11 protein-coding genes are annotated in these 15,802 nt (G+C 56.1%); 6 read left to right on the top strand and 5 right to left on the bottom strand.

The window, feature by feature from the left end; genetic code table 11:
- Positions 1-20 precede the first annotated feature (20 nt).
- From ACGY09_RS02465 to ACGY09_RS02450, 4 genes are all read left to right on the top strand, one after another.
- Positions 21-386 (top strand): VOC family protein, encoded by a 366-nt coding sequence (locus ACGY09_RS02465; RefSeq protein WP_397570345.1) that lies wholly within the window; start codon positions 21-23, stop codon positions 384-386.
- Between the two features lie 336 nt (positions 387-722).
- Entirely contained in the window at positions 723-2,294 is a 1,572-nt protein-coding gene (locus ACGY09_RS02460) for a glycoside hydrolase family 32 protein (RefSeq protein ID WP_397570344.1), read from the top strand.
- Between the two features lie 619 nt (positions 2,295-2,913).
- Complete coding sequence (locus ACGY09_RS02455) at positions 2,914-3,885, top strand: hypothetical protein (RefSeq protein ID WP_397570343.1); 972 nt, start codon at positions 2,914-2,916, stop codon at positions 3,883-3,885.
- Between the two features lie 166 nt (positions 3,886-4,051).
- Positions 4,052-4,423 carry a hypothetical protein gene (locus ACGY09_RS02450; RefSeq protein ID WP_397570342.1) on the top strand — a complete coding sequence of 124 codons (372 nt, stop codon included), beginning with the start codon at positions 4,052-4,054 and terminating at the stop codon, positions 4,421-4,423.
- Positions 4,424-4,601: 178 nt separating this feature from the next.
- On the opposite strand, the gene ACGY09_RS02445 is transcribed toward ACGY09_RS02450, so the two are convergent.
- The 5 genes from ACGY09_RS02445 to ACGY09_RS02425 all read right to left on the bottom strand — a co-directional run bounded on the left by ACGY09_RS02445 (position 4,602) and on the right by ACGY09_RS02425 (position 13,037).
- Positions 4,602-5,753: a thioredoxin family protein gene (locus ACGY09_RS02445; RefSeq protein WP_397570341.1), complete on the bottom strand. Its 1,152-nt coding sequence runs from the start codon at positions 5,751-5,753 to the stop codon at positions 4,602-4,604.
- 369 nt (positions 5,754-6,122) lie between these two features.
- The gene (locus tag ACGY09_RS02440; RefSeq protein ID WP_397570340.1) at positions 6,123-7,184 is read right to left on the bottom strand and encodes a sialidase family protein; all 1,062 of its coding nucleotides are present in this window, start codon (positions 7,182-7,184) and stop codon (positions 6,123-6,125) included.
- A gap of 115 nt (positions 7,185-7,299) precedes the next feature.
- Positions 7,300-8,802, bottom strand: coding sequence for a hypothetical protein (locus ACGY09_RS02435; protein ID WP_397570339.1), 1,503 nt, complete (start codon positions 8,800-8,802; stop codon positions 7,300-7,302).
- A 128-nt stretch (positions 8,803-8,930) separates the two neighbouring features.
- Positions 8,931-9,974: a Gfo/Idh/MocA family protein gene (locus ACGY09_RS02430; protein ID WP_397570338.1), complete on the bottom strand. Its 1,044-nt coding sequence runs from the start codon at positions 9,972-9,974 to the stop codon at positions 8,931-8,933.
- Between the two features lie 258 nt (positions 9,975-10,232).
- Positions 10,233-13,037, bottom strand: a complete 2,805-nt coding sequence (locus tag ACGY09_RS02425) for an FG-GAP repeat domain-containing protein (protein ID WP_397570337.1) — start codon at positions 13,035-13,037, stop codon at positions 10,233-10,235.
- Positions 13,038-13,281: 244 nt separating this feature from the next.
- On the opposite strand from ACGY09_RS02425, the gene ACGY09_RS02420 reads away from it, so the two are divergent.
- Together ACGY09_RS02420 and ACGY09_RS02415 are read left to right on the top strand one after the other, a co-directional pair.
- A complete protein-coding gene (locus tag ACGY09_RS02420) occupies positions 13,282-13,968 on the top strand; it encodes a GntR family transcriptional regulator (protein WP_397570336.1) in 687 nt (228 codons plus the stop codon).
- Between the two features lie 201 nt (positions 13,969-14,169).
- Positions 14,170-15,738, top strand: coding sequence for a DUF1501 domain-containing protein (locus ACGY09_RS02415; RefSeq protein ID WP_397570335.1), 1,569 nt, complete (start codon positions 14,170-14,172; stop codon positions 15,736-15,738).
- Positions 15,739-15,802 lie beyond the last annotated feature (64 nt).

Raw genomic sequence — 15,802 nt, 5'->3', positions numbered from 1 at the left:
GTATCCGAGAGTGATCTGAAATGACGCTATTGAAAATGAAGCTGATCGTCATCCGATCGAGCGATGTCCTTCGATGTGCAGCGTTCTACCGTCAGTTGGGGCTGGAGTTCACGGAACATCGGCACGGTGGCGGACCCTTGCACTTTGCCGCTGTGCTTGCAGGCGTGGTTTTTGAGATTTATCCGACTAAAAAAAGTGATGACGTTGACAGGACTACTCGTCTTGGCTTCGTTGTCCCTGACATTCATACTTCGATCCTTGCGCTCCGTTCGAGTGACGTTAAAATCGTCGAAGTACTGGAACAGACCGAATGGGGCCAGCGTGCCGTTGTGCGAGACCCCGATGGCCGGTCCGTGGAGTTGTACGCCGCCGAAACGCTTCCCTGACTGTGAGTCAAGAAGACCGTCCGTGTCTCAAACGCAAGTCGCCTTGGTGCACAGACGTCGCGGTACGCTTAGTCAACATTTGAACTTTTGGTTTGACAGTCAGTGAATTGGGGCCGACTTCCCTTCCGATACGTCCCTTCGTGGCGCGTGTGGTTTCTTGGCTGGTTCTGATTTCCATGAAGGCAGGGCTGCGGTTCGGGCCGCATTCCGGTCGTTTTATTGTGACGAGGCGGGTAGGCTACGCTCTGTCCTTGATCCCTGGAATGGAGTTTCAGGGACTCACCTTGGTGGGTGATTTTCATTGAGCTTGTTGGTGCTGAAGCGGGAAAGTTGTTGATGTTACGAATTGATTGCGCTCGGGGTTGGTTGATTGCTGCTGCACTGGTTGGGCTTTGGGGCTCGTGTGTGTTTGCGGATGAACCTCAGAAGAATGCGGCGCCGGCGGACGACTTTGCGTTGAACCTGCATCTGATTCATCCGGGAGCGGACAGTTCTCCTGGTGACCCGAACGCGGCGTTCTGCCTCGATGGGACGTATCATCTGCACTATATCCTGCGGCATCCGTACAAGGACCGCGAATCGGTCAGCTTCGTTCATCTGACCAGTTCGGACATGCTGCACTGGAACTGGGAGACGACGAAGCTCCAACCGGCATTCACCGGGCATGGAATGTTCAGCGGGACGGGGTTTCTCACAAAAGAAGGGAAGCCGGCGGCGATCTACCACGGTCACCTGTCAGGCCGCAATCAGATTGCCATCGCCAAGGATCGAAGGCTCTCAGAATGGGAAAAGCCGTACGCGGTACAGGTGACCAATCCCGACGGGTCTGAGGCGAAGATTGAGCACTGGGATCCGGATTGTTTCCTGATTGGCGAGACCTACTATGCAATTTCAGGCGGAACCAATCCTCCTTTGATGAAATCAACCGACCTGAAGCACTGGACGCTGGTGGGCGATTTTCTGGCTCACGAACTTCCCGACGTCGCCATCGGCGAAGACATTTCCTGCCCGAACTTTTTTCCCATCGGTGACAAATGGATGCTGCTTTGCATCAGTCACACGCTGGGATGCCGTTATTACATCGGTGACTGGGATGCAAAAGCGGAAAAATTTGTGCCGCAGACTCACGGCCGGTTGAACTTCCGCAGGGATGATCAGCCGGTCTATGGACTGTTTCAGCGGACGGACTTTTTCGCACCCGAAAGCGTGCTGACCCCTGACGGTCGCCGCGTGATGTGGGCCTGGCTCACCTCCATCGGCGAGGACAATAAGTACCTCAATAAGACCATTCAGTCGCTGCCACGAGAATTGAGTCTTGCGTCAGATCGCACGCTGCGCATCAAGCCATTAAAGGAACTGGCCACGCTCCGCGATGCGCATCAGGAACTTCGGAATGTTGAGTTATCGAATGCGATCAATGGCCCCTTTGATCGTGTTCCGCCGATTGCCGCTCCGGAACTACAGACGCTGATCAAGCACCCCGGTGACACGTTCGAAGTTCGCATCGTGATCCCTCGTGCAGAGGTGGAACGGAAGCTGTTTGGGTTTGTCCTGTTCTCAGACGGTAAGGACGGGGGCTTGCCCATCCTCTTCCGTCCTGAAACAGGGACCATTCGAGTCGGAACGACGGACGCACCTTTCAAACCCGCGGACCTCGATCCGAACGAAGACGTGGAGCTGAGGATTTTCGTTGACCGCTATCTGGTCGAAGTCTTCGTCAATGACCGACAGAGTCTTGTCGCGGTCCATGAAGTCCAGGATCCGAATGCGCAGATCGCCGGTTTTACGACGGGAGCCACGACCCGGCTGAAGAGCATCGAAACCTGGACACTCAAGCCAACGAATCAGGGCTACCTGAAAGCGAAGGAATCGAAACTCTGGGAACCGAACAGGCAGGCGAACGACTAGGTGCGTTAGCAGTTTGGAGATCCACAGATGCCGGCTCGCGACCGTGAATACGTCGCTCACCACTTTCAAATTTTAACAAATTATTGAGCGGCGAGCAGAAAAACGGGGGCCGGTTCCTCCGTCTGCGATAGAGTTCCGGCTGACTGGTTTTTCGGAGTGACCAGCAATCTTACGATTGCGCGGTGCCTAGCCGTCGACAGCTTGAGCGGACCTCTCTTTGCTGCACAGCATAAGATGCGACAGCGACGTTTGTCTTGCAGTCGATCATTCACCCTTTGTGCATCGATGAGCGAAAGACGCGGGAGAAAAATCCTTCAGCGTCGCGCCGTTGGCGTGTTCAGGGAGCGGCCTGGACCTGGAACCTCCCATTCGCATCTGTTCGAGTTTCCTGCTCGAATTGGAGATTTCTATTCGTCAAGTCGAAAACGTTATGACCGATTCAGCATGATAAGAAATGAATTATCACCGAATGGTGGAATGCGTTCGCTAATCAACATAATACTCGTGACACTTCTGTAACGCTCGTCGACGGACAAGGTGTTCCGTTCAGCGCGTTCATTCGATTGAAGTTCGAATTTGTGCAGCGAGATGGGTGCTCACTCTGTCTAAGGCTCGGAAAATGAGAATCGCACCGTTTGCGTTCCTGGTCGCGGCGCTGTTCTGCTTTCGCGGCGACGCTCAATCCACGAAGGAAGTCGCTTCACCTCCGTCAAACGCTGAAACACAGGAGAGCGACCGAACCGACCAGAGGAAGGAGGAGACTGCAAAAAAGAAGGGGGAGGAGGGAGACGGCGAGCCTGCGTTGAGTCCGCTGGTCGTTCTTTCCGAGGACAAACTGAATGAACTGCTCGACCGGCGTACCGACGGTAGCGCGGGCCTGACATTTCGCGACTTCACAAAGATTTTCCTCGTTCAAAGTCGACTGAATATCGGGGTAGGCGTCGGATTGATCGCTGAAGACAAAAAGATTTCTCGAAGTGAGTTACAGCCAGCGTTTCTCCAGTCCTATCAACCGACGCTGCGGGAATTGCTGGATTCAATCGCGTTACAGACCTTTTCGGAATGGCGGTACGACCGCGAGAAGCAATTTGTTCAAACGGACCAGGTTCAGGACGAGCCTGTTGAGGGGGTGGTCAACATTCATTTCCGGCGAGTCAAACGTGAAAAGCCGTTTAAGGTCAAGCTGGCAGAAGACTGGCGATCAGAAGATAAAGGTCATTGGGTGATGTATATCCCTCCTGAGTTTCCAGTTGGAATGGATATCTACGAGTTCGGAAGATATTCAACGAATGAGGACGACAAGAATGCATTCCTGGAAAAGATTCGGGATGAGGTCGCACTGGAGTGGGCAAAGCGAGTGAAGCCGAAGGCAGAAAAGGAGGAGATGGTTTCAACGAAAGTGGGGAAGTATGAATCGCTTTTCTTTGAAACACTGCTCAAAGGAAAGGGCAGGAAGGTCCAGTGGCGGCAATGGGTCTTTATGGCGGGCGACCGCTGCTTCTTTATCGTGAGTACTATTCCACTTCATCTTGATGACGAAATCCTTCCTGACGTCGAGTCCATGGTACAGTCATTCGAAATGAGCAAGTGAACGAGAGACTACCGCGTCGAACGAGGATCGATGCCGTTACTTTCCGAAATTATGTTCGAATCATCGACGCAGGTGGACCCCTGTCTGTCCGTCTCTACAAGCCAGCTTCAACCTCCTTTTGCTATTCAAGCCAACTTGAAACGTTCAATTCATGGAGCTTCCGGCAATGGCACGCTACGTCGGTTGGATGGGGCTTGCGCAGGTTGGCATTGTTGTCGTCGCGTACGTGGTCGTGAATTTGATGCTTGATATTCTCGGGTATCCGGAAGCAGCACTCGTAAGGTGGAATCCCATTGCAGTTCGATTTTACCACCATGGAGCAGGACTACTCATCGTACCGATCCTCTGGGTACCCTATGCCCTGGTTTGCGAGCAAATCGACAGAGGATTGTTCTCTGCGACACTGGCAATGATTTTTGGGATTCTTTTTCCGCTGCTCATCCTGGTTGCGTTCCTGAACGCAATTGCTACACCTTACGCTCGGCCCCTCTTACGAGCAGCGCCGCCACTGTCGCAGTCGGTACATCCCGGCCGTTGAACAACGACTTTGGCTGCATGGGACTCGTTTCAGTCACCGTCATTGAAGTAGCGGCACGTTGCACATTTTGTGAGGAATCGACCGCAACCTCACGGCAGCGATTGATGCTCTGATCCAATTCACTTCTGCCGAGTAGGCATTTTGGTGAATGATGTACTCTCATCGAAAACGCTGTCGGTCAATTCGATGACTGTTCGGCCAGCTTTTTCTCGCGGCGGATGCGGAAGTCGTTGAGGTCTACTTCGAGTGAGGCCAGGTCCTCGTCGGTGAGCGACTTTCGTGTGTCGCGGAGCATTTTCATGAAATGAGCGATCTCCTCTGTGGCTCCGGGGTAGCCGATGTTCCCCTTGTCACTGACGGAAGTGGCGAGGACCTCGCCAGCGGGGCCCATGATGATGAACCAGGGATGTCCATTGGCGTTGGGGGGACGGTGTGCTTCTGAGACTTTTACGCCGTCGGACATTCGCAGAGTGTCGATCTTCACGTCGACAAAGTCTTTTGCAAGTAACGATTCATGATCCTGGACGAACTGTGACAGAACCTTACACCAGCCGCAATAGGGGTCAGCGACGCGAAACAGAACTCGTTTGTCGCTGCTTTTCGCGAGTTCCAGTTTTGAAGAGAGCAGTTGCTCGGCGTCGACCTTAGGTACAGCCCATTTGGACAGGAAAGCGGTGACCAGCGCAGGATCGTGTCCTCGTCCCTGCTCCAGCGGCTCGGTGTCCTGGTTGGTCAGAACTTTGCCCTCTTGATCGACGATTGTCAGGTGCGGAAATCCCTGGACGCTGTGGTCGCCGGTATATTCCTTCATCAGTTTCTCATTGGAATTCGAGTCAACAAGAACGAGCTCGTACTCTTCGTTGACGATCTTGGCGACTTCCGGGACCTTGGTGAAACAATCGTGAAGCAAGTAACACCAGCCGCACCAGTTTCCGCCCCATTCGATAATGACCTGCTTATCATCGCGTTGGGCACGTCGGATCGCTTTCGCGATCAACTCCTTGGCATCGGCAGTTTCATCGTAGATGGGCCTTCGCTTGGGTTTTGCGGGAGCTGCCGCTTCGACCGGAGTTTCCGCCAGTTCACTGCTCGTGCTTTCAGACGAGAGTGCCTGCTGCCTTGGGGTTTCTACGGCAACTGTGGTCGTCGACTCTTTGGATTCCGCCTCGGCGACGGACTGCGCTGTAACTGCTGTTGCTGGAGCAGCAGGCGCTGCAGGTGACTGGCTTTGACGGTTCGGCTCAGCCACGCTTCCACATCCGATCAGACCTATCGAAATCGGAGTAATCAGGAATGACAAGCTCAGCATCGATCGGACGATTTGTCTCATGGGAAGTTCCTTACGACGGGAATGCCGACAACCGGGCGTCGTTGCTGCGAGGACTGCGGGCTTGGGAGAGTGTGCCCGAACGACTCTCACTGACAAAGACATTATGCCATTATTCCCGCCGAGAAAGCGATCCCGTCTCAGAATAGTCGTTTGGGGGGAATGATCTCCGGCACCGCTCCGGAGATCTTGATCAAAGGTCAATTCACTCAACGAAGAGAGATGGGGAAGGGGAGTGGGGATACCGAAGCCCGAAACCACCTGGATGAACGCGGGTGAGGTCGGATCTCATGTGATTCGATCCGACCTGTGCGGGTGGTTTACGGGCCTTCGCGCTGGTGCACGGCACGAAGTGTTGAGTTGCACCCGGGGCTACCAGTCGATTGCCAACTTGGTCCATCGGATACCACATCGTCCTTGTTCGACCGACCAGTTGGTGGCGAGGATGGTTCCGTCCTGCAGTTTGATGGCTGTGGGGAAGCCGAACTGAAAACTATCCAGTTCGTCGACTCCGGTTGCCCCCTGATTCGGACCGTCACGGAAGTCACGAGCGTCGTAGAGCAGGCCTTCGTAGACGACGGTCCAGGAAGTTTCGGTGAAGGTGACGAGCGCCATCACGATTCCCTGCTGACCGTAGCGGCGATTGTAAAGCACCAGCAGCCGATCTTCGCCCAGGGGGAGGAACGACAGGGTCTGGCCGCGGATCCCCGTGGACTGGGGGTGACTCCAGGTCCAGCCGTGATCGTGCGAAATGGCGAAGCTGTTGGGTTGATCGTGGTATTCCCCGAGAGTCACCGTCCAGGCCGTTCCCATGACCGTTCCGGGGGTGATCTCTTCGAACTTCTGTTCCCAATACCCGTGTTTGTCGTTCGGATCTTTAAATGCGGTTCGCAGATGCGGCCAGGTTTGCCCCCCGTCGTCAGAAATCGCGAGGACGACCTCTTCACCCAGACGCTCCTTCGTTGCGAGGACGGCACCGGGAGCGAGTAGGCGGCCGGAGGCGAGGGGCCGAATGGAATGTGAAATCTCCATTCGGTGAGCCGGCATCGGGACCGGCTGCGGCGAGGACCACGTCTGGCCGTTGTCGGTTGACTGGCAGAACAGCGTCTGGCCTTCGCGTTCTCCGTAGCGTTCATCGGGGCTCCCCAGATAGCGCGTCCCGTAGGCGTAGATCGTCTTGCCATCAGCAGAGAGACTGATCTTGAGTGAGTTTGCAGAAGGGGGATCGATCGTTGCCGGGAGCAGATGTCCTTCGGCCTTCCAGGTTAAGCCACCATCCGTGGACCGAGCCCAATCGGTACCTCCGTGAACGTACTGGCCCCCCCCGACACTGAACGCACAGAGGATGTCGCCATTCGGAAGTTGCACGGCCTGCGGAAAGGCCGACTCTCGTTCATCGACGCGACCGGTACTCAAAATGCGAATTGATGGCAAAGCAGACTCCTTTTTCACTGATACGAATGCGCCGCTGGCTTCCTGGTTCAGCACACGGATTTGCGGAGCGTTAAATCGAGGGACAAATTACTTGTTACTTGCAGGAATTCCTGGATCATGTCGAGGGAACTGCCTCGGGCTCAGGTCGTGGTTTGGCAGGGAGCAGGCAGATCGCCAGGATGATCCCACTGAGAATGAACAGGGCACAGACAAGAAAGCTGAGGCGAAAACCCAAAACAGTGCTGTTCATCCCGAACGCTGTCCATCCGGACTGCTTGACACCATCGACGATGGCTCCATACAGATAGCCTGCCGGAGCCGCCGGAACCATCAGCATCGTGACGAAAGCCATGTTCCGTCGTAACTGGTCGCGGCGTGACGCGGAAACGATGTAGTTCGGGGCGTAGACTCCGACGAGTTCTCCCGCACCGTGAATGCCTGAGGCGAGGAGGTAGAGCGGTCCGGTCACCAGCATCGCCCAGATCTGGGACAACAGAAAAATAAATGACGTTGTCACGACTCCAAACCGGGGGCTTGTCCGAATCAGCAGCCACCCCAGCACCACACCGGTCAACATCTTGAAGCTGAAACGGAGCATGTTCTGCACCCCGGCGGACTTCTCAGGAAGGTCGCCGAGCAGTTCTTTGGCATAGAGATTCATATTGGAAGGAATGACGTTACCGGCATAAGCAAGTACCGTCACCAGTGTCGCGATCAGGAGTACTCGCTGCTGTAGGATCGCACGGAAGTGATAGATCAGGGCCACGGCAGCACCACATGCCGCGACGTATCCGACTGCAGCCATCGTTCCGGACGAGGCGACGCCAGCGGAAGTCGGGTTCGGGTGTGACGAAAAATGCATGAGAACCACCGACGCGAACATCAGGGGAAGTCCGACAAGGACGCCAACAACCGACGAGACGGGCTCTCGCTCGACCTCCTTTTCCACGGGAGCAATCACGAAGAGCTGTGACAGAATTGCGGCAAGAGCCATGATCGGGGCCCCGGCACCGAAGAGAATGATAAAGTTTCTCGGATACTCGAGGCCCGTAAAGTGCAAGCCGAACAGATCGCCACCCATCAGGGCGGTCTGTACGAAGGAACCCAGAACGGCCAGCAGGGGACCCGCCCCAAACGCGAGCCCCAGGGCGATGCCGCGACGTGACTCATCAGAACCCCGGGCGATGACTTCCCAGAGAAATGCCACGGCGGTGGGGAGTACGGCACCCGACACGGCTCCCTGCATGATGACCATGGCGAGCTTTGTCTGATCTGAGGCTGATGAGGACAGGGTGATCGCCAGCGCCGTCAGCATTAAGGCTGAGGCTCCGTAACAAAGTGACAGGTTTCGTTTCAGTGAAGAGACGCGTGGTGAGAGCCAGGCGATCAGCGCCGGCATGGCGGTCATGGCAAAATACAATGTGCCCGGCAGGTTTGAAGTTCGCGCGTCCGCACCAAGCCGATCGCAGAGTGAGGCCTGCGTGATTCCCACGTACAACACGGGAGCGGCGAGATACTGGGTACCGGTGCAAAGAGCGAACAGGATCAGATTCCAACGCTGCTGCGGCCAGTTCAGGGGACAGCTTTGCAAGGCGTCGGAGGTGGATGTGTCGCTCATAGAGTCTCTTTAGAGAGGCGGTCGGAACCCCGCGTTAGCGGCCATTTTTCACAGCGAAAACCTGCGATCACTGTGAGACGATGTCATCATTCCCAAGGGAAGGGCAAAGGGTGGTTGGGTCGGGCTTTTCAGGATTTCAGTGGCAGCGTGACCGCTTCTCCTGTTCGAGCAGAAATCAGGCAGGCCTCGCAAATCTCGACGGCCGCGCGTCCTTCGGCACCTCCCACCTTGGGCGGGCGTTGCTCGCGAATACTGTCGATGAATTCCTGAATGACGCCGATGTGGGGGAACAATCGGATCGGCGACTTCGGTTCCTTCAGGTAGTCGAAGCGTTCTGGCGTATAGATCCGCTCCCACTTTTCGCCCTTGCCCAGGTCAAGATATTCGAAGTTTTCCAGATCGAACATGGCGTCGCGGCCGAAGCACTGGAAACGAACCTCACTGCTGGGGAGGCTGGGGTCGGCTAATTCTCCCGTGATCCACATGTGGGCCATGATGTTGTCTTCGAACACGATTTGCGCCATGACTGACAACGGGGGGCCGGGGATATCGCTGTAGGTCGTGGCCTGGGCGAAGACCTTAATCGCGTTTCGTCCGGTGAGCCAGCGAAGGAAGTCGGTATTGTGAGAGGCCATCCCCATGAAGAGTCCGCCCCCTTTGGGATCGGACATCCACGCCCGATCCTTGAACAGGTCACGCGAAAGACTCAGAGGAAATGCGGAGACTGTGCGGAGCATCTGCACGGGACCGGTGGTTCCGTTGTCGATCAGTTCTTTCGCCTTGTTGGTGATCTTGCGGTAACGCTCCGTCTTGACCACGCTGAGGTTCACCTTGGCCGCTTCGCAATCCGCGATCATCTGGTCGCATTCGGCCACCGTGGGGGCCATGGGCTTTTCGACAAGCACATGCTTTCCCGCCGCCGCCGCTTTCTGAGTCAGTTCCACACGAGCGATATCGGGGGTGGCTAGAATGACAGCATGCACGTCGTCTTGAGCAAGCAGTTCTTCGTAGGAAGCGATGGCGGGGACGTCATAGTCTTTGGCGAGTTGTTCAGCCCGACGACCTCCCGAAATGGCGGCCAGGCGACAACCTTTGGCATGGTTGGCAACAACCTCGCTGTACGTCAGGCCCATGAAACCGCTGCCAATCATTCCGACGCCAATCGTCTGCATGAAGTATCCTCGAATCGTTGGAGAATTTTCGTGTCTTGAAGCAGGTGTTTTTGAATGGTCCCGTGACAGAGTGCTGCAGCATACCTTTGCGTCGCTGAATTTCCGAACAGGCGCATTCGCAGCTTTGCGGTGGACATCAGCGATTTGCCAGTCATCTCAATGATTGCGCCTGCAGGGGAGCACGGTCCTTTAGCAAGAGGGGCCGCGCTCTGATCTGCAGGTGACGCCGTCGCGCGAAGTGCGAATCAGGCGACGTGATTACTTTTCCAGTTTGAGTTCGACACGCTCAATCTGCGGGTAGCGGTCGCCGTTATCGGAAACCAGGACGGCTCGATACTGGATGGCTCGATGATCTGCTGCCACCGGGACAGATTGTTTCTCGATGGGTGTCCATGCAGCTTTGTCGAGTTTCGATTTGTCCGCAGCCGATCGAACGGAGAACTGAGCCAGCGTCTTTTCTGGCAGAGTTACCTTCGCAGAAAGACTGACACTGTTCGCCTTGTCGTACCACTCAAAGACGCGAGATTCGAATGCGTGGCGGTACTTGCGGTTGTAAATGTGACCGATGTCGGCTGCCCAGAGCAGGTGAGGTCCGTTCGTTGGCAGCTTTTGAATTGTCGGATTCTCGAATCGAGCACCATCGTTGTAGAAGACCTTCGACAGAGTGCGGTGGTCACCGTGTCGGGTGTGGCAATTGACAGCGAGGTCAATTTTGCCGTCCCCATTGAAATCGCCAGCGAGTGAGTCATTGACCGAATCGGCAAAGATTGTCGTCCGCTTGCGCGTTCCGAAGCCGGACTTACTTCCCCAGTAGAGATGGCAGGCGAGGTCCTCGCGAGTCAGCTCGCCGCTGTGCTGGGGGGAAAAAATGTCGAGATAGCCGTCGCTGTCGAAATCGGCGATGGTTCGTCCCAGCGGAGAGAATCCAGGCAGCCACTGAGCATTGGCGTGCTGATAGCCCGTCGGTTCTCCCCAGAAGATGACCAGTCCCATATCGCGGTGGCCGGAAACGGGATCGTTGTAGCTGGCGGAAAGCAGGTCCAGCCAGCCGTCTCCGTTGAAGTCAGCCGCGTCCACACCCAGTGGTCCGGAGATTTTCAGACGCTGCTCCCGACTGGTGTCGTATCCTTCAGGGCTTCCCCAGAGAATGCGGACGCAGTCGAGCGACCGTGAGGTAACGGCGATATCCAGCCAGTTGTCGCGGTTGAAATCCGCAATCAGATGCTCCTGAGCGTAGCCCCCCAGAACAAGGACGGCGCGGCGTTTGGGCGAATAACCGTCTGCTCCGCCGTAATAGATATAGAGTTCTTCCGGTTCACCTGGATGATCGGGGCCGAATGGTTCGAGCACCAGATCGAGATATCCGTCGCGATTGAGGTCAGCGACGCCGCTGGTCCCCAGAAAGTGTTCGTGCAGTACCGTTCGTTTGGTCGCTTTTTCCAGTCCCTCCGGAGTACCCCAGAGGATGTTCGCACCGAGTGTTTCATCGCTGTGAGCATGTTCTCCGGCGTGTCCCGAGTTGAGGATGATCAGGTCAGTAAAGCCATCGGCGTTGAGGTCTGCGGCACTCGATTCATAACCGCTGTGAAACGGCAGCTTCCAGAGGTTTTGCGGGTCGAACCCTTGCGGGCTGCCCCAGTACATGTGCAGGGGGACTGCTTCGTCCAGTTCTCCCCCGATGCTGTTGCAGAAGACGGCTCGAGCCGGGAGTTCTTTTTCGGCCGGGGCGACGGCAACGTGCAGTGTCCCTGACGTTTGAAAGCCTTTCTCACCCCGCTTGAAGTTTCTCTGTCCATCACCAAACCAGGGAAATGATTCCCCATTGAAGGTGGTCTGCCCCTGATGCACTGCGACAGCCAGGTCGATGTTGCCATCACCATCGAGGTCTCCTGCTGCCGTGGCAACGGCAATCGGGGCTTCCAGATTCGTGACCCGGTTTGCGGCATACCCTGAGGCATCCCCCCAGAAGACGCGAACGACGTCGTTCGCGTTCTTGCCGACACCCGCTTGCTCGCCTCCCGCCGCGCGAGCCTGATCGAATTGAGTCAGCACGATGTCGGCGCGTTTGTCCTGGTCGAGATCGGCAATTGTGATTTGCGTCGCCGGGAATGCAGGAATTCGTACGGGTTCGGACCAGGTCCGTCCCTCTGCTGACACGACTAATGTCAACGCTGCTGCGGAGGACCCGACGACCAGGTCGTCTTTGCTGTCACCGGAGATGTCCCCCGCGCTAAGGCAAGTGGAATCAGCCATTGGAAGGGTGACTTCGGTCGAGGTCGGCGACCACGGTTTTGCCTCTGGCAAACTGCTCCAGATAAGAGAGACCTTGCCATCGGACCTCAGGATTGCGAGATCACGTTTTCCATCCTGATCGAAGTCTCCGGACGCCAGGTCTGAGGCCCCAGGAATTCCCAGATCGTGATATTCCGTCACGTTGAATCCGGAGGGGCTGCCCCAATAGAGGCGAATAATCCTGCCCGGGGGCTGCTGCGGCATCCAGCGCGAACCCCCCAGTACGGCGATATCTTCCCAGCCATCTCCGTTCAGGTCCACGATATCAACGGAGGCTGCTGCCTCGATGGGCAGAGGTGAATTGATTCTATGCGACGACCATCCATCGGGACCGCCCCAGGCGACCATGACGAAACGTCGATTATGATGGACTCCAATCGGATTAGGACAGAAGACAACATCGCTGTAGCCGTCATGATTTAGGTCAGCAATCGCACATCGTTGGGACCCCTCGACGGTGATCTCCGCTGTCTGTGTGGTGCGGTCCTTCGCAATGGTCCCCGCGCTGGCGGGGAGCATCTGGTACGTGTTGTGCGTGCAGTTAAACAGCAGGTCCAGGTAACCATCCGAATTCAGATCGAAACGGTTGATGGTGCGGAGCGTGCCATCTTTGGAGGGGTAAAAGTTGTGACCACCGTCGTCAAACTTGCCTGCGACGAAATCGGCGTGTAAATCGTCGACGAATTTCTGAGGCTCGGCAGCAAAACCGAGCTGATACGCGAGAATCGTGAAGAAGAGTGCTGCATCATGAACGAATTTCCGCTCCGCCATTCGAGAATCTTTCGCGAGGTGTTAGTGGAGTACGCTGTTGACGTCGTTCGCAGTGGGTATGTGGTTTCCCGAAAAGAAGTTAGCTCGACAGGCTGCAAAACAGGGATTTTGAGGCAGCGGGTCGCTCGGATCAAGGATCTCATCGTGGCAAACTTTGCTGCCACGCGAATTTGATTTCAGATGTTACGTGGATTGTCGACGAAATACAATTGTTTTTCGTCGACGGATGCATTAGCTTCTTCTTATGGTTACCAAGCTGAAAACCGTCCAAACGACGGCCATTTATGAAAATCTCCGGCGTCGACTGACCCATGGTCAGTTAGCGGCGGGTTCGCGACTTGTTGAAGAAAAGTGGGCCGAGCTTCTGGATGTGAATCGCAGCGCCTTACGGGAAGCTCTCAATATGCTCGCACACGAGGGCTTGCTTGAGACGGGGCCGAAGGGGGGATTTTTCGTTCCCGTCCCGACGCAGGCGGTTCTCGATGAGATTCTGGAAGTGCGACTTGCGATCGAGGTCGGTGCATTAGAGATCTTGCGAATCCGCGGCTCCATTCCCCCCGAAGGGTTAGAGCAGCTTCAGCAAATCTGCGGACTGATGCAGCAGTTGCTCGATTCGGGCTTTGAATACGGTTACGCCGAAGCGGATCGCAAATTCCATGAGGTGTTGGTGGGGATGGCGGGGAACTCGCGACTGGCTCGTGTTTATCAGCATGCTCCGCTGCCAATTTCCCCATTACCGGAAAGTTCTGAAGAGGGCCGTCGGGAGAACATGCAGCAGACGTTGTCCGACCACCGCGAGCTGTACCGTCTGTTGACGGAAGGGGCCGTGGAAGAGGCAATAAGGCTCTTGCGTCGGCATCTGCTGGTAGACCATCGAGAAATTGACAATCCGAGTTCAGGGGAACAGGTCGAGGCAAGCAGGAACGAGTAGCGAGGGGCTCAGCAGGCCACGAATTCGTGGCTCGCCCGCTCGAGGTTACTGTGACTCTTCATGTTCGGAAGGAATCAGATATCGCGCTTAACTGATCAGTATCAGTGTCCGTCATAAGCTGCGCCTGTCCGCCATAAGGTGGGGCGCCGTTCTGACGACGGGCACGTAAATCTCATCCTTGTCGCCCGTCGGAAGACTGTTATGCGAGATTCCCATCACCACAACGGATGTCGTCGCAGCGATCATCCCGGTATTGACCGGCGCGAACTTCTTCATGCAGGAGCGCTCACACTCCTGGGGACGGGTCTGGGTGATCTGCTGAAGCTCGAAGCTCTGGCAGGCACCTCAGCGAAATCGGCTCCGGCCAAGTCTGTCATTTTCATTTTTCAGTCGGGTGGGCCGTCTCAGCATGAGACGTTTGATCCAAAGCCGGAAGCGCCTGAAGTCGTGCGTGGCGAATACAGTTCGATCGCCACGGTGAATCCCGAACTCAGGGTTTGCGAGTACTTACCGAAGCTGGCTCAACGTGCGAATCTGTATTCGATCGTCCGTACGATGTACCATCCGTCGGATCGACAGTTCCGCAATGAACATAGTGCGGCCATGTATATGGTCAACACAGGCTATAATTCTCTGCCACCTGGTGAGAATACCAATTCGATTGCGATCCAGCGGTCTCGTCCGCTGGAGTGGCCGTCGATCGGTTCGATGATCTCGTATGCGGTCCCTCCCTCGAGAGGTTGTGGGCTGCCACCTGTTATCGAAGTTCCTCGAACGCGTATCAGCTCGGGGGAATCCATCACCCCCGGCACTGCTCCGGGGATGCTGGGGCCGAAGTACACACGGTGGCGAGTCCATCTCGCACCACCGTGTCACGCACCCGATGCTGCAGGCTCGTGTCCAAACTGTTTCAGTCACGATCAGCCTGATGACCCCGATCGGCAACCCGGTAAGCTCCCGAAGTCGTGGTATGACAATTCGAGCTGTCGAAATCCCGATTTTGTCCTGCCCGATCTGGGAATGGGGCAGGGAGCTGTGGTTGAGCGAGTCGAGAACCGCGCCGCGCTGCTGGCTTCGCTGGATCAGATGCGGCGCAACCTCGACAGCTACAACAGCGTCCAAAAGTACGATGCCTACCAGCGTCAGGCACTGGAGCTGATTGTTTCGCAACGGGGAAAGCGTAATCCGTTCGATTTGACGCAAGAGACTCCGGAAATGCGCGATCAATATGGTCGCGAGGAATGGGGCCAGGCTCTGCTTGTTGCACGTCGACTGGTGGAATCCGGCGTGCGGATGGTGCAGGTCAATCTGCGAGGCTGGGATACGCATCAGAATGCATTCCGCGACTTGAAAGGAAAGTTGCTTCCTTCGCTGGATCGGTGCCTCAGCGGGTTCCTGGACGATATGCACGTACGGGGACTGCTAAGCGAAACATTGATTGTCATGTGTGGAGAGATGGGCCGGACGCCGAAGATTTCGCCAATTGCTGTTGGCGGGATCAACGCTGCGGGTGTTCCATTCACACCCGGGCGGCATCATTGGGGCGACGTCTTCCCCTGTTTGTTTGCCGGCGGAGGCGTGACCCCGGGACTGGCGATTGGCAAGACTGATCGCGAAGGGGGTCTGCCCGTCACTGAAGGTTATACGCCGGCCGACATGGCCGCGACGATTTTTTCTCAAATGGGCATCGGGCACGACGAAGAGTTCCCCGATATCGATGGACGCCCATTTCGCATCTATCAAGGGAGTCCTATCGCCAGCGTTCTCTAATCATCAGAGGCTGCACAGAAACGCCGCACGTTGCAGCCTCTCATTTCATTTCTTTGCGCTCAAA

The organism is Schlesneria sphaerica, assembly GCF_044336245.1.
Taxonomy (GTDB): Bacteria; Planctomycetota; Planctomycetia; order Planctomycetales; family Planctomycetaceae; genus Schlesneria; species Schlesneria sphaerica.
This window is presented reverse-complemented; position numbering and strand designations above follow the sequence as displayed.